The 22,391-nt window shown below is 68.7% G+C and carries 20 protein-coding genes, 1 tRNA gene and 1 pseudogene; 14 read left to right on the top strand and 8 right to left on the bottom strand.

Annotated elements, in window-relative coordinates:
- Window position 1 precedes the first annotated feature (1 nt).
- The gene (locus AC07XS_RS08890; protein WP_182714187.1) at window positions 2-1,339 is read right to left on the bottom strand and encodes a sigma-54-dependent transcriptional regulator; all 1,338 of its coding nucleotides are present in this window, start codon (window positions 1,337-1,339) and stop codon (window positions 2-4) included.
- Window positions 1,339-3,180, bottom strand: coding sequence for an ATP-binding protein (locus AC07XS_RS08885; RefSeq protein ID WP_321208039.1), 1,842 nt, complete (start codon window positions 3,178-3,180; stop codon window positions 1,339-1,341). Before AC07XS_RS08885 ends, AC07XS_RS08890 begins: the two co-directional genes overlap by 1 nt.
- Before the next feature lie 240 nt (window positions 3,181-3,420).
- On the opposite strand from AC07XS_RS08885, the gene AC07XS_RS08880 reads away from it, so the two are divergent.
- The 7 genes from AC07XS_RS08880 (at window position 3,421) to AC07XS_RS08850 (ending at window position 13,893) form a co-directional block, all read left to right on the top strand.
- The gene (locus AC07XS_RS08880) at window positions 3,421-4,776 is read left to right on the top strand and encodes a dicarboxylate/amino acid:cation symporter (protein WP_182714186.1); all 1,356 of its coding nucleotides are present in this window, start codon (window positions 3,421-3,423) and stop codon (window positions 4,774-4,776) included.
- 144 nt (window positions 4,777-4,920) lie between these two features.
- Entirely contained in the window at window positions 4,921-6,309 is a 1,389-nt protein-coding gene (locus tag AC07XS_RS08875) for an OprO/OprP family phosphate-selective porin (protein WP_182714185.1), read from the top strand.
- Between the two features lie 83 nt (window positions 6,310-6,392).
- Window positions 6,393-8,318: a methyl-accepting chemotaxis protein gene (locus AC07XS_RS08870; RefSeq protein ID WP_152950998.1), complete on the top strand. Its 1,926-nt coding sequence runs from the start codon at window positions 6,393-6,395 to the stop codon at window positions 8,316-8,318.
- Between the two features lie 186 nt (window positions 8,319-8,504).
- Window positions 8,505-11,024, top strand: a complete 2,520-nt coding sequence (locus tag AC07XS_RS08865; RefSeq protein WP_182714184.1) for a TonB-dependent receptor — start codon at window positions 8,505-8,507, stop codon at window positions 11,022-11,024.
- Window positions 11,025-11,231: 207 nt separating this feature from the next.
- Window positions 11,232-11,945 (top strand): 2,3-diphosphoglycerate-dependent phosphoglycerate mutase, encoded by a 714-nt coding sequence (gene gpmA / locus AC07XS_RS08860; protein WP_182714183.1) that lies wholly within the window; start codon window positions 11,232-11,234, stop codon window positions 11,943-11,945.
- Entirely contained in the window at window positions 11,942-12,571 is a 630-nt protein-coding gene (locus AC07XS_RS08855) for a deaminase (protein WP_182714182.1), read from the top strand. The genes gpmA and AC07XS_RS08855 overlap by 4 nt, the downstream gene beginning before the upstream one ends.
- A gap of 53 nt (window positions 12,572-12,624) precedes the next feature.
- Window positions 12,625-13,893, top strand: a complete 1,269-nt coding sequence (locus AC07XS_RS08850) for a pentapeptide repeat-containing protein (protein WP_054766708.1) — start codon at window positions 12,625-12,627, stop codon at window positions 13,891-13,893.
- Between the two features lie 4 nt (window positions 13,894-13,897).
- Here the strand turns inward: AC07XS_RS08850 and metK are convergent, their stop codons facing one another.
- Window positions 13,898-15,103: a methionine adenosyltransferase gene (gene metK, locus AC07XS_RS08845; protein WP_182714181.1), complete on the bottom strand. Its 1,206-nt coding sequence runs from the start codon at window positions 15,101-15,103 to the stop codon at window positions 13,898-13,900.
- A 146-nt stretch (window positions 15,104-15,249) separates the two neighbouring features.
- Here metK and AC07XS_RS08840 point away from each other — a divergent pair, with 146 nt between their 5' ends.
- From AC07XS_RS08840 to AC07XS_RS08825, 4 genes are read left to right on the top strand one after another with little or no spacing between them, the layout of a single operon-like run.
- The gene (locus tag AC07XS_RS08840; RefSeq protein WP_182714180.1) at window positions 15,250-15,696 is read left to right on the top strand and encodes a helix-turn-helix domain-containing protein; all 447 of its coding nucleotides are present in this window, start codon (window positions 15,250-15,252) and stop codon (window positions 15,694-15,696) included.
- Window positions 15,697-15,725: 29 nt separating this feature from the next.
- A complete protein-coding gene (locus tag AC07XS_RS08835) occupies window positions 15,726-16,058 on the top strand; it encodes a hypothetical protein (protein WP_182714179.1) in 333 nt (110 codons plus the stop codon).
- A gap of 12 nt (window positions 16,059-16,070) precedes the next feature.
- A complete protein-coding gene (locus AC07XS_RS08830) occupies window positions 16,071-16,520 on the top strand; it encodes a hypothetical protein (protein ID WP_224764399.1) in 450 nt (149 codons plus the stop codon).
- 16 nt (window positions 16,521-16,536) lie between these two features.
- A complete protein-coding gene (locus AC07XS_RS08825; RefSeq protein WP_224764398.1) occupies window positions 16,537-16,893 on the top strand; it encodes a hypothetical protein in 357 nt (118 codons plus the stop codon).
- Between the two features lie 2 nt (window positions 16,894-16,895).
- Here the strand turns inward: AC07XS_RS08825 and AC07XS_RS08820 are convergent, their stop codons facing one another.
- The 4 genes from AC07XS_RS08820 to hemC form a co-directional block, all read right to left on the bottom strand.
- Complete coding sequence (locus tag AC07XS_RS08820; RefSeq protein WP_054766704.1) at window positions 16,896-17,249, bottom strand: helix-turn-helix domain-containing protein; 354 nt, start codon at window positions 17,247-17,249, stop codon at window positions 16,896-16,898.
- A 337-nt stretch (window positions 17,250-17,586) separates the two neighbouring features.
- Window positions 17,587-17,662: transfer RNA gene (locus AC07XS_RS08815), tRNA-Thr, on the bottom strand.
- A 41-nt stretch (window positions 17,663-17,703) separates the two neighbouring features.
- Window positions 17,704-18,438, bottom strand: coding sequence for a uroporphyrinogen-III synthase (locus AC07XS_RS08810; protein ID WP_182714178.1), 735 nt, complete (start codon window positions 18,436-18,438; stop codon window positions 17,704-17,706).
- The gene (gene hemC / locus AC07XS_RS08805; protein WP_182714177.1) at window positions 18,435-19,388 is read right to left on the bottom strand and encodes a hydroxymethylbilane synthase; all 954 of its coding nucleotides are present in this window, start codon (window positions 19,386-19,388) and stop codon (window positions 18,435-18,437) included. Before hemC ends, AC07XS_RS08810 begins: the two co-directional genes overlap by 4 nt.
- Here hemC and tsaD point away from each other — a divergent pair.
- From tsaD to AC07XS_RS08790, 3 genes are read left to right on the top strand one after another with little or no spacing between them, the layout of a single operon-like run.
- Window positions 19,387-20,589, top strand: a complete 1,203-nt coding sequence (gene tsaD / locus AC07XS_RS08800) for a tRNA (adenosine(37)-N6)-threonylcarbamoyltransferase complex transferase subunit TsaD (protein WP_227975993.1) — start codon at window positions 19,387-19,389, stop codon at window positions 20,587-20,589. The two genes, hemC and tsaD, sit on opposite strands and share 2 nt — an antisense overlap.
- 26 nt (window positions 20,590-20,615) lie before the next feature.
- Window positions 20,616-21,614 carry an NAD(P)H-dependent glycerol-3-phosphate dehydrogenase gene (locus AC07XS_RS08795; protein WP_182714213.1) on the top strand — a complete coding sequence of 333 codons (999 nt, stop codon included), beginning with the start codon at window positions 20,616-20,618 and terminating at the stop codon, window positions 21,612-21,614.
- Window positions 21,607-21,981, top strand: coding sequence for a Rieske (2Fe-2S) protein (locus AC07XS_RS08790; RefSeq protein ID WP_182714176.1), 375 nt, complete (start codon window positions 21,607-21,609; stop codon window positions 21,979-21,981). Before AC07XS_RS08795 ends, AC07XS_RS08790 begins: the two co-directional genes overlap by 8 nt.
- 50 nt (window positions 21,982-22,031) lie before the next feature.
- Here the strand turns inward: AC07XS_RS08790 and AC07XS_RS08785 are convergent.
- Window positions 22,032-22,391, bottom strand: a pseudogene (locus AC07XS_RS08785) (hypothetical protein); the annotation flags it as partial.

The raw sequence follows: 22,391 nt of genomic DNA, 5'->3' as shown, positions 1-22,391 counted from the left end.
GTCAGCGGCGGAAGTCGGCGGGCTTCAGGCCGTGCCGCTGCAGCTTGTCATAGAGGGTCTTGCGCGGAATCCGCATCTCTTCCAGCACGGCGACGATGTCGCCCCGGTGGGTCTCCAGGGCGTCGCGCAGCAGTTCGCCCTCGAACCGGTGCAGACGGTCGGGCAGGCTGAGATCCGACGTCGCCTCGGCGCGACCGTCCTCCAGGCCCAGAACCACCCTTTCGGCGAAATGGGCCAGTTCGCGGATATTGCCGGGCCAGGCCTCCTCCAGCAGACGACGGCGCACCCCGTCGTCAACCTCCGGCGCATCCAGCCCCTGACGGTCGGCCGCCCGGCGCAGGAAGTGGGCGAACAGCAACGGAATGTCTTCGCGCCGTTCGCGTAACGGCGGCACGCGCAGCCGCACGACGTTCAGGCGATAGAAGAGGTCTTCGCGAAAGACGCCGCGTCGCGCCGCCTCGCCCAGGTCGATCTTGGCCGAGGCCAGGATACGCAGGTCCAGCACCCGCGGCTCATTGGCGCCGATCGGGTGAATCTCGCGTTCTTCCAGCACCCGCAGCATCTTGACCTGGACCGCCAGCGGCATGCTCTCGACCTCGTCGAGGAACAGCGAGCCGTTGTGGGCCCGCTCCACATGGCCCACGCGCCGCCGCATGGCGCCGGCGAAGGCGCCAAGCTCATGGCCGAACAGCTCGCTCTCGATCAGCCCGTCGGGCAGGGCGCCGCAGTTGACGGCGACGAAGGGGCCGACACGGCGGCGTCCGCCGTTGTGCAGGGCGCGCGCCACCGCCTCCTTGCCGACGCCGGTCTCGCCCTCGATCAGCACGTCCATCTTCGCATCGGCGATCTGGGCGATGGTGGCGCGCAGCGCCGTGATGGCGGGAGAGGCGCCGGCGAGGGGCAGCTCATGGCCCCCATCGGCGTCCGCCAGGGCGGTCAGCCGCCGATTGTCCAGCACCAGGCTGCGCTTCTCCAGCGCCCGGTTCAGGCTGTCGCGCAGGCGTTCGAACGGAAAGGGCTTGGCGACGAAGTCATAGGCCCCGCTCTGCATGGCGGCGACCGCATCGGCGATGTCGCCGTGGCCGGTGATCATGATCACGGGAAGCGCAGGGTCCAGGGCCTGAATCCGCGCCAGCAACTGGCGGCCGTCCAGGCCCGGCATGCGAAGGTCGGTCACGACCGCCCCGTCGAAATCGGCGGCGACGGCCTTCAGGGCCGGCTCGGCGGCGGCGAAGGCGCGCACCTCATAGCCCTCCAGCGTCATGCGCTCGACCAGGGCCTGGCGGAAATCGCCGTCGTCTTCGATCAGCATGACGGCGCGGGAGGCGGCGCTCTGCATCAGGCGGGCCTCAGGGCGGCGACGAAGGTCGCGCCCCTGTCGCTGGGCGCCAGGTCCAGCTCGCCGCCGAAGCTGGCGATGATGTCACGGCAGATGACCAGGCCCAGCCCCAGTCCGTTGGAGCGGGTGGTGACAAAGGGGGTGAACAGCTGTCGGGCCACTTCGGGCGCCAGCCCGGGGCCGTTGTCGGCGATGATCAGGCGCACCCGTTCGCCCCGGCGCTCGACCGTCAGGACCAACTGGGGGTCCGCCTGCCCTTCCATGGCCTCGGCGGCGTTCTTGATCAGATTGACGATCACCTGTTCCAGCCGGAACTGGTCGGCGTGGACCTTGATCTCGCCCGATCCGATCCGCTCCAGCCGAATCCCGCCTTCCTCCAATCGGCCGCGGGTCAGCTGCAGTCCGCCCTGGATGGCGTCCTCCAGCCGGATTTCATCGATGTTCGGGGCGGCCTTGCGCGAGAACAGGCGCAAGTCCTGAGTGATGGCGCCGATCCGGCGGGTCAGGTCGCCGATCCGCCGCAGGGCGTCCAGAGCCTTGTCGGTCTCGCGACGCTCCACCAGGGTCACGGCCGTGTCGGCATAGGTCCAGATGGCGGCTACGGGCTGGTTGATCTCGTGGGCCACCCCGGCCACGATCTGGCCCAGGGCCGCCAGCTTGCTGGCCTGCACCAGTTCATCCCGCAACAGCTCCCGTGCGGCCTCGGCCCGGCGACGCTCTTCGATCTGGCGGTTGAGCGCCTGATTGGCTTCGTGCAGTTCGTGGGTCCGTTCGCGGATGCGACGTTCCAGCTCCAGCCGGCCCTCCTCTTCGGCCCGGGCGCGAAGGACGGCCAGCCGGCGACGGCGCAGCAGCACCCCCACGACCAGGGCCAAAAGGCTGACCGACAGAAGAGCCAGGCCCCGGGCGGTCGCCACGGCGGTTCCGACGGCGCCGCGCTCGGGCGTCAGAAGATGCAGGGTCCACCCCGGCGTGGCCGTGCCCGTCTGGGCATGCATCCAGGTCTGGGGCCGCTCTTCGCCGACGGCGGCGCGCACCAGACGGGGCCGATCGCCGGGGGGCGTCTGGAAGGGCAGGGGGGCCAGGGCGCCGGGACGCAGGGTCAGATCGGTCAGGCTGAGCCTTCGCCGCGCTTCGTCCATCGGACCGATGGCGCGAAAGCGCCATTCCGGCACGCTGGCGACCAGGACCACGCCGCCCGGGTCGGCGACCCAGGCCGGCTCGTCCGAGCTCCGCCATTGCGCCTCCAGGGCGTCGAACTCCACCTTCAGCACCACCACGCCCAGGGGGCGGCCGTCGGCGGCGTCCAGCCGGCGCGACAGATAGAGGCCGGGGCGGCCGCTGCGCGTGCCCAGGGCGTAGAATTCGCCCTGGCCGTCGCGCATGGCGTTGATGAAATAGGGCCGAAAATCATAACGGACGCCGACGAAACTCGTGGGGGCGCGCCAGTTGCTGGACGCCAGCGTCAGCCCCTGCGCGTCCAAAACATAGATGACGGCGGCGCGGGTCTGACCCGCCAGTCGCTCCAGCTTGCGATCGACCGCCTTGGCCGCCTGGTCGGCGGGCCGCGCGAGCAAGGCCGCCACATCCGGGTCTTCGGCCAGGACGACGGGGATGGCGCGCTGTTTCTCCAGCTCGCTGCGCAGGACGGCCGCATGGAGGGCGGCGCCTGTCGTCGCCTGGCGCGCCAACTCCTGGGTCGCGTCGCGCCGCGCCGCCTCCCCCGCCAGGCCGGCGAGGACCAGGCCCGCCGTCAGCCAGCCCAGGCTGAGCAGGGCCCAGGGGCGCCAAATGAAACTCGACGATCTTTCGATAAGTTCTCGGACCGCAGAGAGGTTCATTCGTTACTTGTGCGATATTTCGCACAATAGCGCGAGTCCGGCGTGCGATACTTCGCATGGCAAATGGCCCTGCGAGAGGCGCTTTCCGAAAATAACGTGTTTTTACAGATCTCTATATCAAACGTCGATCGCGTTTGGACCTGGTTCCAGCGTGCGGGACAGTCGTCTCGGCGCCTCGACGACAGCAGCGAGGGCCGTCGAGGAAACCGCGGGCCCGTCCCGCCACCACAGGAGACATCCGTGATCGCGCTCCCTTCCGCCGCCCAGCCGACCGCGCCTCGGCCCTTCTATCGGCATCTCTATTTTCAGGTTCTGACCGCCATCGTCGCGGGGGCCCTTATCGGCCATTTCTGGCCCAGCTTCGGGGAGAGCCTCAAGCCGCTGGGCGACGCCTTCATCAAACTGGTGAAGATGATCATCGCCCCGGTCATCTTCCTGACGATCGTCACCGGCATTGCGGGCATGAGCGACATCGGCCGGGTGGGGCGCGTGGCGGCCAAGGCCTTCGCCTACTTCCTGACCTTCTCGACCCTGGCCCTGATCGTCGGCCTGATCATCGCCAACGTCGTCCAGCCGGGCCACGGCCTGAACATCGATCCCGCCAGCTTGGACGCCGGGGCCGTCGCCAAATATTCCGAACAGGCGCATGAGACGACCGTCACCGGCTTCCTGATGGGGATCATCCCCGACACCTTCGCCAGCGCCTTTTCCGAGGGCAACATCCTGCAGGTCCTGTTCGTCTCGGTCCTGTTCGGCCTGGCCCTGGCCATGGTGGGCGATGTCGGCAAGCCGGTTCTGAACTTCCTGGAATCGGTCAGCCACGCCTTCTTCAAACTGGTGGCCATCCTGATGAAGGCCGCGCCGATCGGCGCCTTCGGGGCCTTCGCCTTCACCATCGGCAAGTACGGCATCGGTTCGATCGCCAATCTGGCCGCGCTGGTCGCCACCTTCTACATCGCCGCCGTCATCTTCGTGGTCGGCGTCCTGGGCCTGGTCGCCTGGGCGAACGGTTTCAACATTCTGAAGCTGATCCGCTATCTGAAGGAAGAACTGCTGCTGGTCCTGGGCACCTCCTCGTCGGAAGCCGCCCTGCCGTCGCTGCTGAACAAGATGGAGCGGGCCGGCGCCTCCAAGTCGGTGGTCGGACTGGTCGTGCCGACCGGCTATTCGTTCAATCTGGACGGCACCAACATCTATATGACGATGGCGGCCCTATTCATCGCCCAGGCCCTGAACATCCAACTGTCGCTGGAACAGCAGATCCTGCTGCTGGCGGTGGCCATGCTGTCGTCCAAGGGCGCAGCCGGCATCACCGGCGCCGGCTTCATCACCCTGGCGGCGACCCTGTCGGTTGTGCCGACCGTCCCGGTGGCGGGCATGGCCCTGATCCTGGGCATCGACCGCTTCATGAGCGAATGCCGCGCCCTGACCAACTTCATCGGCAATGCGGTGGCCACCATCGTCGTCGCCCGGTGGGAGGGCGAACTGGACCGGAATGCGCTGGCCGCGGCCTTGAACGGCCCGGCCCAGCCGATCGCCGCCCGGCCCGATCCTGCCGCCGGCCCTGGCGACAAGGATCTGGTCACCGCCGACTGAGGACCTTGAGCGCCGTCGCTGCGGGTTTTCCGCCCCCCGCAACGACGGCGCCCAGCACCCGCTGAACAAGCCGCCAAGATTTTACGCAGTTCTGCGTATCGGGGTTCAGCCCTTCCTTAACACACTAAGTTTACAGGGGTTCTCATGACACGTCTCCGCACCCTCGTGGCGGGCGTCGGCCTCGCTGCGCTCGCCACCTCCGCCTTCGCCCAGTCGCCCTCGACGGACGAAATCTCCGCCCTGCGCGCTCAGGTCCAGGCGCTTTCAGCCCGCCTCGAGCAGTTGGAAGCCCAGGCCGCCGCCCAGCAGGCTCCTGCGGCGCCCGCAGCCGCCGGGACCCCGGCCCCGGCCGCCGCGCGTCCTGTGATTCAGGCCGCCGCCGCGCCGGCGCCGGCCACCACCACCGACTGGTCGACCGGCCTGCCCGAGATGCGCAGCCCCGACGGCGCCTTCACCTTCAAACCGCGCATCCGCGTCACCGCCGACCTGTCCAACACCTTCGGCTCGGACTACGACAGCCGCAATCTGACCACCACCGAACTGCGCGGGCTGCGCCTGGGCGCCCAGGGCAAGATCCCCGGCGGCTTCAGCTATTGGATCGAAGGCGACATCGCCGACAACGCCGTCAGCGTCGCCAACGCCTTCATGGCCTACAGCACCAAATGGGGCGGCCGTGACCTCGAAATTTCCATGGGCCAGCGGCTGAACGACCGCGGCGTCGAGGGCGGCACGGCCGAGGACATGACCCCCTTCCTCGAGCGCAGCCTGATGGTCTCCACCATCGGCCCGGAACGGGGCGCCTACGGGGTCGGCGTCTCGTCCAAGCTGACCGGCAGCGTCTGGCACGCCTCCCTGTCCGTGACGGGCGATGCGATCAGCAGCGGCGCGACCAATGACTCGGTCACTGTCATGGCCCGCACCCACTGGGCGCCGTTCAAGACGGACGCCGGCCATCTGCACCTCGGCGGCTGGGGCTTCGTCGAAGACCTGACGCCGAACGCCTCGGTGGCGTCGCGCAGCCTGGTCGTCTCGTCCCGCGGCAACGACAATCTGCGGCTCCAAGGCGGCGTCTACGCCGATCCCAAGGGCAGCAAGGGTCTGGGTCTCGAACTGGGCGGGGTCCAGGGTTCGGGCTGGCTGATGGCCGAGGGCGGTCGGCGGGTGCTGGAAACGGCGGCGCGCGACTATGATCAGGACGCCTACAGCGTCTCGGCCGGCTTCTTCCTGACCGGTGAAAAGCCGCCGCTGTCGGCCAAGACGGGCACCTGGGCGCGTCCCAAGGTGCTGAATCCGCTCGGCGCCGACGGCTACGGCGCCGTCGAAATCGTGGGGCGGTACGATCAGGCCGACTACAGCGACATCGCCACGGGCGGCGAGGGCGACAGCTGGCTGTTGGGCGTCAACTGGTACCCGACCAACAATACGCGCGTCTCGGCCCACTGGAGCGCCTGGTCGGTCGACAACCGCACCGGAACCTTCCTGGGCGACGACAGCGGCAATACCGCCACGGTCCGCGTCCAGACGGCTTTTTAAGGTTTGCTCAGCTAGACAACATAGCCCGGAGCGGCCCGCCGCTCCGGGCTTTCCCCGCCCCACCAAATCTCCGGGACAGTCCGATGAACCTGAAGAATATTCCGATGCAGCGGAAACTGGCGATCGCCTTCGCCCTTCTGCTGACGGTCGCCGCCGCCATGATCGGTGCGGTCTTCTTTCAGCTGTCGGAGATGCGGACTGCTGCGCGGCTGAACGCCGAAAGCAAGGCGATCATCGAACATACCCATGTCGCGGAAAAGGGCGTCATCCGCCTCAACTCGCAGATGCGGGGCGTGCTGCTGACGGGCAACGAAGACTATCTGGGGGTTTATCGAAAGGGGTGGGAGCAGTTCGAAGAGTCGAGCGCCGCCCTGGCCGCCGCCGATCTGACGCCCGAAGAAGCCGCCCTGGTGCAGAAGGCTCGCGCCGACGCCGCCGCCTGGCGGACCGAGTTCGGCACGCCCCTGACCGAGGCTGCGCTTGATCCCGCGCGCATCGATGCGGCGCGGCGGGTCCTGGTGGATTCCGGCGATCGCGTCCGGGTGACCCACATCACCAAAGCCATCAGCGATCTGCGTGACATGGAGATCGAGCGGATGAATCTGCGCGACGCCCAGCAGTCGTCCGCCATCACCGCCTCCTTCATCGCCCTGGCCGTCGGCGGCCTGATCCTGATCGTCGCCGCCGTCTTCCTGGGCGTCCAGTTGTCAATCCTGATGGTCGCGCCGGTGCGGCGCATGACGGGCGCCATGTCGATCATGGCCCAAGGCAAGCTGGACGTCGCCATTCCCGACACGGACCGCAAGGACGAGGTCGGCGCCATGGCCCAGGCCATGCAGGTGTTTCGCGATAACGGCCTGCGCGCCAAGACGCTGGAACAGGAAGCCGACACCCTGCGCAATGACTCCGAGGCCGAGCGCCGCCGCCGCGAGGCCGCCGCCGCCCAGGAGGCGGCTGAAAACGCCGTCGTCATCGAAAACCTGGGCAAGGGGTTGCACGCCCTTGCCGAAGGCGACCTCGTTTACCGCATCAATGCGCCCTTCCCGCCGCGCAGCGAGGTTCTGAAAACGGACTTCAACCGCTCGATCGCCCGTCTGGAAGAGACGGTCACCGGCGTTCTGGGCTCGGTCCACGGCATCGACAGCGGCGCAGGTGAAATCAGCCAGGCCTCTGACGACCTGTCGCGTCGCACCGAACAACAGGCCGCCAGCCTGGAGGAGACCGCCGCCGCCCTGGACGAGATCACCGTCACGGTCCGCAAGACGGCCGACGGCGCCAGCCAGGCCGCCGTCGTCACGAGCGGCGCCCGCCAGAGCGCGGAAGCCTCAGGCGCCGTCGTGATGAACGCCGTCGAAGCCATGCAGAAGATCGAAGACGGCTCGCGTCAGATCAGCCAGATCGTCGGCGTCATCGACGAGATCGCCTTCCAGACCAATCTTCTGGCTCTGAACGCCGGGGTTGAGGCGGCGCGGGCGGGCGAGAGCGGTCGCGGCTTTGCGGTCGTCGCCTCGGAAGTCCGGGCCCTGGCTCAGCGTTCGGCCGAGGCCGCCAAGGAGATCAAGACCCTGATCAACAGCTCCGGCGCCGAGGTCGAGAACGGCGTGCGCCTGGTCAGCGAGGCCGGCTCGGCCCTCCAGGCCATCGCCGCCCAGGTCAACGACATCAGCGCCCTGGTGGTCGAGATCGCCGCCTCGGCCAAGGAGCAGGCGACGGGCCTGCAAGAAATCAATGTGGCCGTGAATCAGATGGATCAGGTCACTCAGCAAAACGCCGCCATGGTCGAACAGGCCACGGCCGCCAGCGCCGCCCTGCGCCAGGAGACCGCCGAACTGTCGGCCCAGGTCGCCTTCTTCCAGGTGTCGGCGGCGGGCAAGACGCCGGGGGCCAAACCCGCCTCAGCGCCCGTCGCGACGGCTAGGCCCCGCACGGCCCCGCAGAAGACGCTCAAGGTCGCCAACGGCGGCGTGATTTCTACCGACGCTGCATCCGACGGTTGGGAAGAGTTCTAACCTCAGCGGGCGGCGGCGACGTCGCCCAAACACCCTTCAACGCGGCTGAGACCCTTGTCCGTCGCAGGAAAATCAAGGGTGTTGAGTCTTTGACACGCTTTCAAAAGCGTCATGATATTCGCCGCTTTCCGGCCATGATTTTCGCGTCCCAAGAGTGCCGACCTCCTCGTCACGGACCGATGTTTCATGACCTCCGCCGCGCTTCTTCTGCTTGCCCTGACGCCCGCCGCCGCTGACGTTCAGCAGACCCAGCCGGAGGCCCCTGCGGTGGTCCTGCCCGATGTCGAGGTGACGGCGACCAAGCGCGGCGTGGCCCTGGGCGGGCAGGAGCCGATCGTCTCCTATGACGCGACCCAGATTCAGGCCTTCGGCGCCACCAACATCGGCGAACTGGTCACCCTGCTGGAGGCCCAGACCCGCAGCGCGCGGGGCGGCTCGCCCGTCTTTCTGGTCAATGGCCGGCGCATCTCGGGCTTTCGCGAAATCCGCGGCATTCCGCCCGAGGCCATAGAGCGGTTCGAGGTCCTGCCTGAGGAGACGGCGCTCTCCTATGGCTACAGCGCCAATCAGCGGGTCGTGAACATCGTGCTGAAGGCCGATTTCCGCTCCCTGACCGCCTCGGTCAACGTCAGTCGGCCCGAGCAGGGCGGCCGCACCACCACGGCCAGCGAAAACAATCTGCTGAAGATCGCCGGCGCCGACCGCTGGTCGATGGACATCAACGGTTCGACCAGCAACCCCCTGTATGAGGACGAGCGCGACATCGACCGGTCGGGGACGACGCGGCAAGACTCCGTCGCCGACAGGGATCTGAACGCCTATCGCACCCTGCTGCCGCGTTCGGCCGAGGCCTCGGTGGCGGGAACCTACAAGCACGATCTGAACGACAAGGTCGGCATGACCCTGAGCGGCAGTCTGACGGACAGCGCCAGCCGCAGCTATCTGGGCCTGCCGGGCGTCAGCCTGACCCTGCCGGACGGCAATCCCTGGTCGCCGGGGGGCGATGCGACGACCCTTTATCGCTATCTGGACCTGCCCCAGGCCCTGACCCGCCAGACCAATACGCGCAGCGCCGAACTGGGCGCCGTGTTCGACGGCTATCTGGGCGACTGGCGCTGGACCGCGACCGGTGAATACAGCCGCACCCGGACCGACACCGTCACCGGCCGAGGGGTCGAGGACGACGACCTCCTGGCCCGGATCGCCGCCGGCGACACGACGGTGAACCCCTATGGCGATCTCACCGGCGCGGTCGGGCCGGTGCGCCGCGACACCGCCCAGTCGATCTCCCAATCGCTGGAGGGGGAGGTGGTGCTGAACGGCACGGCCTGGGAGCTGCCTGCCGGCGGGATCACCACCACCTTCAAGTTCGGCGGAGAGCATCAGGCGCTGGACTCCGAAAGCGTCCGCTCCGGCCTGGCGACAGACCGCTCCCAGTCGCGCGACCTGGGCAGCGTCCAGGCGAACTTCGACCTGCCGATCGCCAGCGTGGATCGCGGCGTCCTGGCGGGCATCGGCGATCTGTCGGCCAATATGAACCTGGCCTATCAGGAGCTGTCGGACTTCGGCGGGGTCTCCAGCATCGGCGGCGGCCTGAATTGGTCGCCGGTCGAGCGGCTGTCCCTGTCGGCCAACTATTCGGACGAGGGCAAGGCCCCCACGGTGCAGCAGCTGAACGATCCGACGATCGCCACGCCCAACACCCCGGTCTTCGACTATGCGACCAACCAGACCGTCGAAATCACCCAGATCAGCGGCGGCGATCCCAATCTGAAGGCGGAGGATCGACGCATCCTGAAGCTGGGCGTCAACTGGCAGCCCCTGTCAGCGACCGATCTGCGGCTGAACCTGGCCTATACCCGCACCGAGATCGACAATGAGATCGCCAGCTTCCCCGCCATCACCCCGGACCTGGAGGCGGCCCTGCCGGAGCGGTTCGTCCGTAACGCCGACGGCGACCTGGTCTCGATCGACGCCCGGCCGCTGAACTTCGCCAAACGCGACCAGCAGGACGTCCAGTGGGGCTTCAACTTCTCGCGGCCCTTCGGCCAGGCCAATCCCGCGCTTGCAGGCCAGCGGGGGCCTGGGGGCGGCCCGGGCGGCCCCGGCCCTGGCGGCGGCGTGATCCGGATGGGCGGCGGACCCGGCGGGCCCGGCGGGCCCGGTGGTCCGGGGGGCGGCCGTCTGCGCGGCTCGCGCGGGCCGGGCATGCAGCCGGGCCAGGCCATGTTCAACCTGTCGCTGACCCACACCTGGCGGGTGCAGGACGAGGTCGTGATCCGCGACGGCCTGGCGCCCCTGGACCTGCTGGGCGGCGACTCCATCTCCGGCTCGGGCGGCCAGTCGCGCCATGAGGTCCAGCTTCAGACCGGCGTGTTCAAGAACGGCTACGGCGCCTTCGTCAACGCCAACTGGCGCTCGGGCACCACGGTGAACGGCGACGGCCCCGGCGCGACCGACCTGGACTTTTCGGACCGCACGACGGTCAATCTGTTCGCCTTCGCCGACCTGACCCAACGCACGGGACTGGTGGAGCGTTTCCCCTTCCTGAAGGGGGCCCGCGTCGGCGTTGGGGTTCAGAACCTGTTCGACGACCGCATCTCGGTGACCAGCAGCGACGGCTCGACCCCGGTCAACTATCAGCGCGACTATCTGGACCCCCAGGGTCGGGTCTTCCGCATCAATCTGCGCAAGATCCTGTTCTGACGGCGGGCTTAAGGCCAGACCAGGGCCAGGGCCGTCAGGATCACGACGACGGCGCCGGCCAAGGGGAAGAACAGACGATCGGACATGGGCGAACCCTATCCATCCGACGATCGGCGGACAAGGCGGTCGGTTTCGCACCTGCGTCAAAACCTTGACCGGCTCATGACGGCGGCTTACCCGGACAGACTGTTTGCAAAGGACCGTCGAATGCCGCGCCTGATCCTGCTCCGCCATGGCCAGAGCCAGTGGAACCTCGAGAACCGCTTCACAGGCTGGGTGGACGTCGATCTGACGGCGGAAGGCGAGGCCCAGGCCCGTCGGGGCGGCGAACTGATCGCCCAGGCCGGGTTCAAGCCCGCCGTCATGTTCACCTCGGTGCTGAAACGCGCCAAACGCACCGGCGCCCTGGCCCTGCAATCGGCCGGGCTGACCGACGTGCCGGTGATCGAGGACTGGCGGCTGAACGAGCGTCACTACGGCGGCCTGACCGGGCTGAACAAGGCCGAGACGGCCGAGAAGCACGGCGAGGATCAGGTCAAGATCTGGCGACGCAGCTATGACGTCCCGCCGCCGCCTCTGGCGCCGGGCGGCGAGTTCGATTTCAACGCCGACCCCCGCTACGCCGGCAAGGCCATCCCGGACACCGAGAGCCTGAAGACCACCCTGGACCGGGTGGAGCCCTATTGGGACGCCGAGATCGCGCCGCGTCTGAAGGCGGGCGAGGACGTGCTGATCGCCGCCCACGGCAACTCCCTGCGCGCCATCGTCAAACTGCTGTTCGCCGTGCCGGACGATCAGATCGTCGGGGTCGAAATCCCCACCGGCAATCCGCTGGAGATCGAGCTGGACGCCGAGTTGAAGCCGACCGCCGCGCGCTATCTGGACGCCGATCGCGCCGAAACCCTGCCGACCCTGCCATGAGCTGGAGCGACGCCGATCGCGGCTTCATGGCCCAGGCCATAGACCTGGCGACAGGCCGTATGGGCGAGACCTGGCCCAATCCGGCGGTCGGCTGCGTCATCGTCAAGGACGGGCGGGTCATCGCCCAGGCCGCGACCGCCCCCGGCGGCCGTCCCCACGCCGAGGAGCAGGCGGTCCCCGCCGCCGGACCCGACGTCGAGGGCGCGACGGTCTATGTCACCCTGGAGCCCTGCGGCGCGCGTTCTTCCGGCCGCAAATCGTGCGCCCACTTCCTGACCGAGGCCGGGGTGGCGCGCGTCGTCATCGCCTGTCTGGACCCGTCGCCCTTTGCGGCCGGCCGGGGCACCGAACGCCTGCGCGCCGAGGGGCTGACGGTCGAGACCGGCCTTATGTGCGAAGAGGGCGCGGCCCTGTGCGAGGGGTTTCTGCACCGGTTGGAAACCGGCCGCCCCCTGGTGCGGGTCAGCAAGGACGGCGCCGGTTTCGACGGCCGTTTCGTCGCCTCGCCCAAGGCCGACCTGGTCACCGAGCTGAAGCGGCTGGGGGAGGCGGGCTATACGCGCCTTTGGACCTCGTCGGGGGAGTTGGCCGACGCCCTGCGCGACCAGGGCCTGCTGACCGAGTGACAACCGACTGTCGCTAAAGGCTTTCTTAAATCAGCCGGGCCTAGGCTGATCGAATGCAGGCGGCTGAACCCATCGTGCGCAAGCGCCTGACCCAGGCGGAACTGGACGTGATCTGCGCCCGGCACGACCGCCTGTTCCAGGCCCGCCCCGGCGGCGCCCGCGCCGTCTTCGCCTGGATGGACATCTCGGGCCTCAGCCTGAGGGGCCGCAATCTGGCCGATGCGGATTTCGCCGCCGCCTGTCTGGAAAACTGCGACCTGACCGGCGCCAGGCTGGACAACGCCAACTTCTTCGGCGCGGACATGCAGGACGTCGTCCTGGCGGACGCCAGCCTGCGTCGGGCCGATCTGCGCGGCGCCTGTCTGCGCGGGGCGGACCTGTCGGGCGCGGACCTGTTCGAGGCCGATCTGCGCGAAGGCACCATCGCCGCCGCCGACGCCAAACTGGGGTTCAAGGTCATTGAACCGCGTCAGCGCCAGGAAAGCGAAATGATGGGCGCCTGTTTAGCCGGGGCCAATCTGCAGCGTTCGCGCATGTCGGGCGTCATCGCCATCAAGGCCGACTTCTCGGGCGCGGTGATGAAGGACTGCAAAATGGTCCGCGCCAATCTGAAACAGGCCGATTTCCGCGGCGCGGACCTGGCCGGGGCCGACCTGTCGGGCGCCGACCTGTCGGGGGCGGACATGCGCGACGCCATCCTGGTGGGCTGCAAGATGACGATGTGGCGCGCCGACGGCGCCAATATGGAAGGAACCCTGACCGACGACCGGTCCGCCGGCGCCTCGGTCGATCGCATGCCGGCGGCGGAAATGCTGCGCGAACACGCCCGCTGGTGCGAGACGGGCGGGACGGAGGGGCAGCCTTCGGTTTTCGACGGTGTCGATCTGCGCCCGCTGAAGTCGATCACCGGCCTGAACCTGACCGCCCTGTCGGCCAAGGGGGCGGTCTTCTACGGCCTGGACATGGAGGGGGTGCAGCTTCAGGGCGCCCATCTGGAGAACGCCGACCTGCGCTCGGCGCGACTCTACCGCGCCGATCTGCGCGGCGCGCGGCTGAAGAACGCCAAGATGAGCGGGGCGGACCTGCGCGGGGCGCAACTGGGGCCGCTGCTGATCGGGGCCGACCGGCTGCTGGCGGCGGACCTGACCGGCGCCAATCTGCGGGGCGCCGACCTGTCCGGCGCGGATCTGCGCCGGGCGGTGCTGACGAGCGCCGATCTGGGCCGCGCCGTCATGCACGGCGCCCAGACCCGCCAGATCGATCTGACGGGCGCCAATCTGGCGGGGGTGCGCGGCCTGACCCTGGAGGATCAGGCCGGCTGAGGTCTCAGGCCAGGGCCTTCAACTGATCGACCAGATCGGTCCTTTCCCAGCTGAAGCCGCCGTCGGCGTCCGGCGCGCGGCCGAAGTGGCCATAGGCGGCCGTGCGGGCGTAGATCGGCTTGTTCAGCCCCAGGTGCTGGCGGATGGCGCGCGGCGTGGCGCCGCCGATCAGGCCCAGCAGCTTGTCCTCCAGCAAGGCCTCGGACACCTTGCCCGTGCCGTGCAGATCGACGTGGATCGACTGGGGCTCCGCAACCCCAATGGCGTAGGAGATCTGGATGGTGCAGCGGTCGGCCAGGCCGGCGGCGACCACGTTCTTGGCCAGATAGCGGCAGGCGTAGGCGGCCGAACGGTCCACCTTGGTGGGATCCTTGCCCGAGAAGGCGCCGCCGCCGTGGGGCGCGGCGCCGCCGTAGGTATCGACGATGATCTTGCGTCCCGTCAGTCCGGCGTCGCCGTCCGGCCCGCCGATCTCGAAAATGCCGGTCGGATTGATGTGCCAGACGGTGTTCTCGTCGGTGAACCCCTCGGGCAGGACTTCGAGGATATAGGGTTTGACGATCTCGGCCACCTGGGCGGCGCTCAGACCCTTGGCGTGCTGGGTCGAGAGAACGATGGAGGCGGCGCGCTTGGGCTTGCCGTTTTCGTATTCGATCGTGACCTGGCTCTTGGCGTCAGGTTCCAGCTGCGAGCCGCCGGCGTGGCGCACCTCGGCCAAACGCTTGAGGATGTTGTGGCTGTACTGCAGGGTCGCCGGCATCAGCTCCGGCGTCTCGTTCGAGGCGTAGCCGAACATGATGCCCTGGTCGCCTGCGCCCTCATCCTTCTCATTGGTTGAATCGACGCCCACGGCGATGTCGGCCGACTGGGCGTGCAGATGGCAGGCGTAGTCCGCCGTCGCCCAGTGGAAGCCGTCCTGCTCATAGCCGATGTCCTTGACCGCAGCGCGAACCAGGGGCTCCAGGCTGTCGATGATCGACTGGGTGAAGGCTTCGTTCTGTTCCTTGGTGTTGCCCGGCTGGGTGGCGCGGACCTCGCCGGCCAGCACGATCCGCTGGGTCGTCACCAGGGTTTCGCAGGCGACGCGGGCCTCGGGGTCCTTGGACAGGAAGGCGTCGACGACGGTGTCCGAGATGCGGTCGGCGACCTTGTCCGGGTGTCCTTCGGACACGCTTTCCGAGGTGAAGAGGAAGGAGGAACGAGCGGCCAAGAGAGGCTCCTGTCAGTGTCAGGCGTGAAGACATATAAACATATGCTTATATGTTCAAGTGATGTCCTGACTCTTGCCCAGCTATATCCGAGACCCCGGTCTGGTCGAGGCGCGGAAATCCGTTATGACAGACGGGGGAGCGCGTGATGTCCGAAAACCTGTCGCCGAGAGAGAGGGAATGCGTCCGCCTGGCGGGCCAGGGACTGGAGGATAAGGAAATCGCCGCGCGTCTGGGGATTTCGCCTCGCACGGTGGGCAACCACCTGCACCGGGCCTACGGCAAGCTGGGGGTTTCGGACCGCAAGCTGGCCGCGCGCCGGCTGAGTAACGGCTACTCAGGGCATTCGATACTCATTCCCGAAGCGACGGAAGACGGCTCAGTTGGCCCGGCGTCGGCCGAACAGTCCGGCGATGCGGAAGCCGCCGGGGATGCCGGTTGGTTCCTTCCCGCTCCGCCCCGTGGGGTCGTCGCGCGGCTGGGGATCATCGTCGCGGGTTCCGCCATCGCCCTTCTGCTCGCCATCGGGATTGTGACGGCGGGTATGGTGCTTCCATCCCTGTTCGACCGGATCGCCCCCGAAGCGGTGCGCTGACGCAGCGGCTTTGAGCAGGAGGGCGAGCCATGAGAAATATTCAGGTCGGCGTCAGGGTGGCGCGACAAATACGAACGACCGAACACGCCGTGGACAGGGCGATGATCGAGGTCTGCAGACTGGTCCAGACGGCCCTGGAAAGCCGTGCCGAGGCGCATCTGGCCGCGGAAGTGGGCCAGGCGGTCCTCGCCGACATGGTTCAGGGCCTCAGCCAACTGACCCAGGTGCGCGGCGCGGTCATTTCGGCGCATGACGGACTGGCCAAGGTCGCCGAGGACCATCAGATCGGCTGGAACCTGGACGGCACGCGCGAAGACAAGACCGGTAATCCCGTCGCCCCCGTTCTTTCCGTCGCGGCCTGATCGGTCCCGCCGGTGGGCTCGCCCCTCTCGATCCTGCTGGAAGCCCTGACCTACGGCGCCATGGCGCTGCTGGCCTGGAAGGGTCGGACGCCGGAGCGGCTGGTTCTGGCGGGCCTCCTGGCCCTCCAGTTCGGCTCTCCGATCCTGGATCACCTCACGATCGGCAGCTTCCGTTGGGCGGTGGCGGGCCTCTCCCTGGGCATGTTCGGCCTGCTGACGGGGTTGGCGCTCGTCTATCAACGGTGGTGGCTGATGTTGGCGGCCGGGGCACAACTGATCGCTCTATCGACCCATTTCGCCGCGCTCGGCGCGTCCCAACCCCTGATGTGGTCGATGGTTTCGGCCCGGATGGTGGTCTGGTTCGAACTGCTGCTTCTGGCGATCTTCGGCGTGTGGGAGGCCAATGCGGCCCCCTATGCGCGAACCCGTCCTAGTCAAGAACGCCGCGCGCTTTCGCTTTAAAGAAGGAACTGTATCAGTGACCGCTTCGACCGCTCCGGCCTTCATGCCGCTCTTTCGATCGTGGTTCGAGACCGCCCGCATCGCCGACACCCTTGGAGCGGCTGGCGTCGCCGCCAGCGACGACAATCTGCTGGCCGAACTGGACCTGGGGCCGATGGTGGAGGCCGAGGCCCGCCTCTTGAAACACGCGCCGTCCAGCGCGACCGAGGCGGCCTGTCTTTTGGAGATCGTCCGTCAGAACATCGCCGACTCCGGCCGTTCGGACAGTCTGGACGCCCGCGCCTTGGAGGCCGTCCAGATCTGGCTGGCGGATTTCGCCGTCGGCGCGGGGCAGGGGGCGGCGGTCAACCGACTGCTGCAGCCGCCGCTCTGATCTCAGCCGCGCAGGCCCTTGGCCACCACCAGGAGGGCGTCGCGCTTGTCGCCGTCGCCGATGGCGCGGAAGGCCGACAGCAGTTCCGATACGCCCGGCTGAGCCAGAACCAGATCGTCGCCCTCGGCGGTGTCCAGTTCGCCCAGCAGGGCCGCGCCGGTCGATTTCAGCACGGCGGCGATCTGCAGCAGACGGGCGGCCGAGACGCGGTTCACGCCGCGCTCGTACTTCTGGATCTGCTGGAAGGTCACGCCTGCGCCGGCCGCCAACTGGGCCTGGGTGATGCGGAGTTCTTCGCGGCGGGCGCGGATGCGGGCGCCGATCGCGATGTCAACGGGGTCTACTGCGTCGCTCATAACAACCTTCGGAACGATATTGGAGGCCGTCAGGCCCGAAATCCTCCATGCCGTCAAGCCAAAGCTCTGCATTAGAGGGATGGTACGTACTCAGAATGGGAGTCTAAGGCTACTCAGGGATGAAAGCGGCTCCGCCGATCGCCGCGCGACTCAATGTCCATCGTTGAACAACAGGCCGAAATCACGCGCCTTCCTGCGGCCCGCGTCAAGGTGGGACGGCCGCGTCCCTGAAGGCGCCCCCCATAACGGCCGCGACCTAATAAAATCCTGCCTAACATCCCTAATTCAGCGCGGCTTTCGCCGAGGCACGATCGTCTCAGGGGCAACTGGGGAAAAGTGGTGCCGCTTAGGTGACTCGAACACCTGACCCCCTCATTACGAATGAGGTGCTCTACCGGCTGAGCTAAAGCGGCCCGGTCGCGCGGGCGGAAACGGCCCGTGCGAGAGGCGCTCTTTATACGGGCGCGTCGCGCTTGCCAAGCGCCGCTTTCAAGGTCTTCAACAATGTCGTCTCGTTCGGCCGTTCGGACACAGCAGTGGTCAGGCCGAGCGGGGTCAGGGGGGCGGCTGCGGCGGCGGAGATGCAGGCGCAGACCACCCCGGCCAGGCGAGCCGGTGAGGACGCCGCCCAGGCCGCCAGGGCCTGAGCGGCGCGTGGGGAATGGACCAGGACCGCGTCAAAAGCGGGTGGATCGACACGAGCGGCCCAGGCCGTGCGATAGACGGTCAAGGGCTGGACCGCGACGTTGCGGGCCTGCGCCGCGTCGAGCGCGGCGGCTAAATCGCCTGCGGGGGTTTCGGCCAGGGGCGCCAGCAGGACGGCCTCGCTCAGTTCGGCGGCGATCAATCGGGCGAGATCGGTCAGATCGCCGTCAGCCGAGCGAACCGCGACGAATCCGGCCTCACGCGCAGCCCCCGCCGTGGCCTCGCCGACGGCGAAGACGGGTCGGTCACGGCGCGGCGTCAGGGCGGCGAAGGCCGCCACCCCGTTGGCGCTGGTGAAGGCCAGGGCGGCGAAACGATCCAGATCGGGCAGGGGCGGGGCCAGGGGCTCCACCGCCAGCAGCGGCTGGATCAGGGGCTCGCATCCCATGTCGCGCAGGCGGGCGGCGGTGCGCGACGCCCCCGGCTCGGCCCGGGTGATCCAGACGCGAGGCTTGGCCGGGGCCGGGCTGGGGGAGACGGTCATCCGTCCAGGCTCGCCGGATCGACCTCCTGATCGCCGGCGAAGGCGTGGACCTCGGCCCCCAGCCTTTCGCCCAGGGCGCGAGCGTCGGCCTCGGTCGGCTGGAACAGTTCGCCGGCGCGGCGCCAGCGGGCCGAGCCGTCGGGGCTGAGCATTTCCGTGGTCAGCCGCAGGGTGTCGCCGTCAATCACGGCGTAGGCACCCACCGCCGTCCGGCAAGACCCTTCCAGCGCCGTCATCGCCCCGCGCTCGGCCGCGACGGCGACGGCGGTCGGGGCATGGTTCAGCGCGGCGACCCACGGGGCGTCGATGTCCTCTGCACGGGTCTGGATGGCCAGGGCCCCCTGGCCCGGCGCGGGCAGGAAGGCGTCCAGCGACAGCTTTTCGCGGATGTGTTCGGTCACCCCCAGCCGGGTCATGCCCGAGACGGCCAGCAGAATGGCGTCGAAATCGCCCTCGGCGGCGCGGCGCAGCCGGGTGTCGATATTGCCCCGCAGCATCTCGACCTTCAGGTCGGGGCGCAGGGCCAGGGCCTGCGCCTGACGGCGCAGGCTGGCGGTGCCCAGACGGGCGCCGAAGGGCAGGGCGTCGAAACTGTCGAAGTCGCGGCTGATGAAGGCGTCGCGCGCGTCCTCGCGTTCCGGGATGGCGGCGATGCACAGGCCCTCGGGCTGTTCGGCCGGGACGTCCTTCATCGAATGGATGGCGATGTCGATCCGGCCGTCCAGCAGGGCTTCCTCGATCTCCTTGGTGAACAGGGCCTTGCCGCCCAGCTCCATCAGGCGGCGGTCCTGGACGCGGTCGCCGGTGGTGACGATTTCGACCAGGGGCACGGCCGTTTCGATCTCGGCCTCGGCTATGCCCAGTGCCCGGCCGATGGCGCGCTGCATCATGCCCGACTGGGCCAGGGCCAGTTTGGAGCGCCGGGTGCCGATGCGGAGGGGAAGGGTCATGAGCGTTGCTTACCGGACGCCGGATCGCTACCTCGATCCGATGGAGAGTTCCGCCGACTATAGCAGCGGCGCCGCAGCGGCAACTGGACGGGATGTCCCCCCTCGTTCCGGTAAAGCCCTGACGGTGCTGGGTCTGGAGACCAGCTGCGACGAAACCGCCGCCTCGGTGGTGCGCCTGCACCCATCGGAGCAGGGCGGCCGGGCCGAGGTGCTGTCCTCGGTCGTTCACAGCCAGATCGACGATCACGCGGCCTATGGCGGCGTCGTCCCCGAAATCGCCGCGCGCAGCCATGTGGAGATGATCGCCGAGGTCACGCGCCGCGCCATGGCCGAGTCCGGCCTGGGCTATGACGGTCTGGACGGCATCGCCGCGACGGCCGGACCGGGTCTGGTCGGCGGCGTCATGGTGGGCCTCAGCTTCGGCAAGGCGGCGGCCCTGGCGCGCGGTCTGCCCCTGGTGGCGGTCAACCATCTCGAAGGCCACGCGGTCTCGGCCCGTCTGGGGCAGGAGGTCGCCTATCCCTTCCTGCTGCTATTGGTCTCAGGCGGTCATTGCCAAATTCTGGAGGTGCGGGGCGTCGGCGACATGAGCCGGATCGGCGCCACCATAGACGATGCGGCGGGCGAAGCCTTCGACAAGATCGCCAAGGCCCTGGGCCTGGGCTATCCGGGCGGGCCGGCGCTGGAACGGTTGGCGCAGCAGGGCGACGGATCGAAGATCGACCTGCCGCGCGCCCTGCTGGGCCGCAAGGACTGCGACTTCTCCTTCTCGGGTCTGAAGACGGCCGCCTTCCGCATCGCCCAGACCTGCGAAACCGACCAGGACAAGGCCGATCTGGCCGACGCGGTCCAGACCGCCATCGCCCGGCAGCTGGCCGACCGGTCCGAGCGGGCCCTGGCCGCCTATGCCGAGACCCACGATCATCGCCTCTTTGTCGTCGCGGGCGGCGTGGCCGCCAACAAGACCATTCGTGCGACCTTGCAGGCGACGGCGGCGAAACGCGGTTTCGACTTCCTGGCGCCGCCGATGGCCTATTGCACCGACAATGCGGCCATGATCGCCCTGGCGGGGGCCGAACGGCTGGCGCTCGGGCTGACCAGCGACATAGACGTGGTCGCCCGACCGCGATGGCCGCTGGACGAAGCGCGCGCCCTGGCCGATCCTTCGCACAAGCCCGGCCGCAAGGGCGCAAAGGCATGACGAACGAGACCGCCTTGGGAGGGCGCATGGAATTCCGCACCGCAGGGGTCATCGGCGCCGGCGCCTGGGGCACGGCCCTGGCCCAGGTCTGCGTCCGCGCCGGACTGGAGACGACGCTTCAGGCGCGTGAGCCCCAGCTGGTCGAGACCTTGAGAACGACGCGCGCCAACGACCTGTATCTGCCGGGCGTGCCCTTGGCCGAGGGGCTCCAATTCACCGCTGATCTGGCCGACTTGGGCGGCTGCGACCTGATCCTGGCTGTGCCGCCGGCCCAGCATATGCGCGCGACCCTGACCGCTTTTGCGCCCTATCACCGCGCCGGCGTGCCTGTGGTGCTCTGCTCCAAGGGAGTCGAGCGGGGCACGATGAAGCTGATGACCGAGGTTCTGGCCGAGACCCTGCCGGACGCCCCGGCCGCCGTACTGTCCGGCCCCAGTTTCGCGGGCGAGGTGGCGCGCGGCCTGCCCACCGCCGTCACCTTGGCCTGCGCCGATCCCGTCCTGGGCCAAGCCCTGCTGAACACCCTGTCGGCGCCGGGCTTCAGGCCCTATCTGGCCACCGACCTGATCGGGGCCGAGGCGGGCGGGGCGTTGAAGAACGTCCTCGCCATCGCCTGCGGCGTCTCCGAAGGGCGTCAGCTGGGACGCAGCGCCCACGCCGCCCTGATCACGCGCGGCTTTGCGGAAATGACCCGGCTCGCCGTCGCCATGGGCGGCCAGGCCGAGACGGTGGCGGGCCTGTGCGGCCTGGGCGATCTGGTCCTGACCTGCTCCAGCCCTCAGTCGCGCAACATGAGCCTGGGCCTGGCCCTGGGACAGGGCCAGACGGTGGAACAGGCCCTGGCGGGCAAGCGGTCGGTGGCGGAAGGCTATGAGAGCGCCCCGGCCGTGCGCGCCCTGGCCGCCCGCTTGGGGGTGGAGACGCCGATCGCCGAGGGCATCGCGGCCCTCTTGGCCGGCGAGATCACCGTGGACGGCCTGATCGACGGCCTGTTGGCGCGCCCGCTGAAGGCCGAGCGTGTCTGAAGGCGAGACCGAACGCAAACGGGTCTGGAAGACGCCGCCCGGCGTCGCCCTGTGCGCCGAGGGCGACATCGCCGATCCCGGGGCGCGCGGCTTCGTGCTTCAGATCGGCGAGGCCTTCTTCCACGGCTTCGTGGTGCGAAAGGACGGGGTCGTCGCAGGCTGGGTCGACCGCTGTCCCCATGCGGGTTTTCCCATCGCGGTCGAACTGGATCGCTATCTGACGCCTGATGGAAACCTGATCCTGTGCGGCTGGCACGGGGCGGTGTTCGAGCCCCTGACCGGCGAATGCCGCGGCGGCCCCTGCGCCGGCGGGCGGCTGACGCCCTGGCCGGTGGCGGCGAGCGGCGGGATCATCCGCACGGCGTGAGCCGCCGTCGTCTCCTCGCCGCGAACTGGAGAGGAGACGAGATCGAAATCTCAGTCGAGCGGCTGGGGCCGGGTGACGATCGGGGCGTCGGGATCGGTCTGGGTGGGGCGCGCGGCGGTCGGGGGCGGCGTCTGCGGCACGATGACTACCGCCGGGGGTTGGACGGCCGGCGCCGTTTGGCTGGGCGCCGGAGTCGTCGCGGGCGTCTGGGTCTGGCTCTGGGTCGGGCGGGACGCGGTCGCGGCTGGAGGCGTCGTCGGGCGAGCGGCCGGCGCGGGGGGTGTCCGCGTGGTCTCGGCCGGCGCGGGCGCTGATGTGGAAGCGGGCTCAGGCGCCGGTTCGGCAGCGGGCGCTTCCGCCTCGACCACCGCCGCCGAGGGCGCCGGAGCGGTTTCAGCCTGGATGGGCGC

The sequence above is a fragment of the Brevundimonas sp. GW456-12-10-14-LB3 genome, from assembly GCF_059424365.1.
This window is presented reverse-complemented; position numbering and strand designations above follow the sequence as displayed.

Bases quoted from the DNA above. Each gene is read 5' to 3' on its own strand.
- AC07XS_RS08890 (WP_182714187.1), bottom strand. From the start codon at position 1,339: ATGCAGAGCGCCGCCTCCCGCGCCGTCATGCTGATCGAAGACGACGGC.
- AC07XS_RS08885 (WP_321208039.1), bottom strand. From the start codon at position 3,180: ATGAACCTCTCTGCGGTCCGAGAACTTATCGAAAGATCGTCGAGTTTC.
- AC07XS_RS08875 (WP_182714185.1), top strand. From the start codon at position 4,921: ATGACACGTCTCCGCACCCTCGTGGCGGGCGTCGGCCTCGCTGCGCTC.
- AC07XS_RS08870 (WP_152950998.1), top strand. From the start codon at position 6,393: ATGAACCTGAAGAATATTCCGATGCAGCGGAAACTGGCGATCGCCTTC.
- AC07XS_RS08865 (WP_182714184.1), top strand. From the start codon at position 8,505: ATGACCTCCGCCGCGCTTCTTCTGCTTGCCCTGACGCCCGCCGCCGCT.
- gpmA (WP_182714183.1), top strand. From the start codon at position 11,232: ATGCCGCGCCTGATCCTGCTCCGCCATGGCCAGAGCCAGTGGAACCTC.
- AC07XS_RS08855 (WP_182714182.1), top strand. From the start codon at position 11,942: ATGAGCTGGAGCGACGCCGATCGCGGCTTCATGGCCCAGGCCATAGAC.
- AC07XS_RS08850 (WP_054766708.1), top strand. From the start codon at position 12,625: ATGCAGGCGGCTGAACCCATCGTGCGCAAGCGCCTGACCCAGGCGGAA.
- AC07XS_RS08840 (WP_182714180.1), top strand. From the start codon at position 15,250: ATGTCCGAAAACCTGTCGCCGAGAGAGAGGGAATGCGTCCGCCTGGCG.
- AC07XS_RS08835 (WP_182714179.1), top strand. From the start codon at position 15,726: ATGAGAAATATTCAGGTCGGCGTCAGGGTGGCGCGACAAATACGAACG.
- AC07XS_RS08820 (WP_054766704.1), bottom strand. From the start codon at position 17,249: ATGAGCGACGCAGTAGACCCCGTTGACATCGCGATCGGCGCCCGCATC.
- AC07XS_RS08810 (WP_182714178.1), bottom strand. From the start codon at position 18,438: ATGACCGTCTCCCCCAGCCCGGCCCCGGCCAAGCCTCGCGTCTGGATC.
- tsaD (WP_227975993.1), top strand. From the start codon at position 19,387: ATGAGCGTTGCTTACCGGACGCCGGATCGCTACCTCGATCCGATGGAG.
- hemC (WP_182714177.1), bottom strand. From the start codon at position 19,388: ATGACCCTTCCCCTCCGCATCGGCACCCGGCGCTCCAAACTGGCCCTG.
- AC07XS_RS08795 (WP_182714213.1), top strand. From the start codon at position 20,616: ATGGAATTCCGCACCGCAGGGGTCATCGGCGCCGGCGCCTGGGGCACG.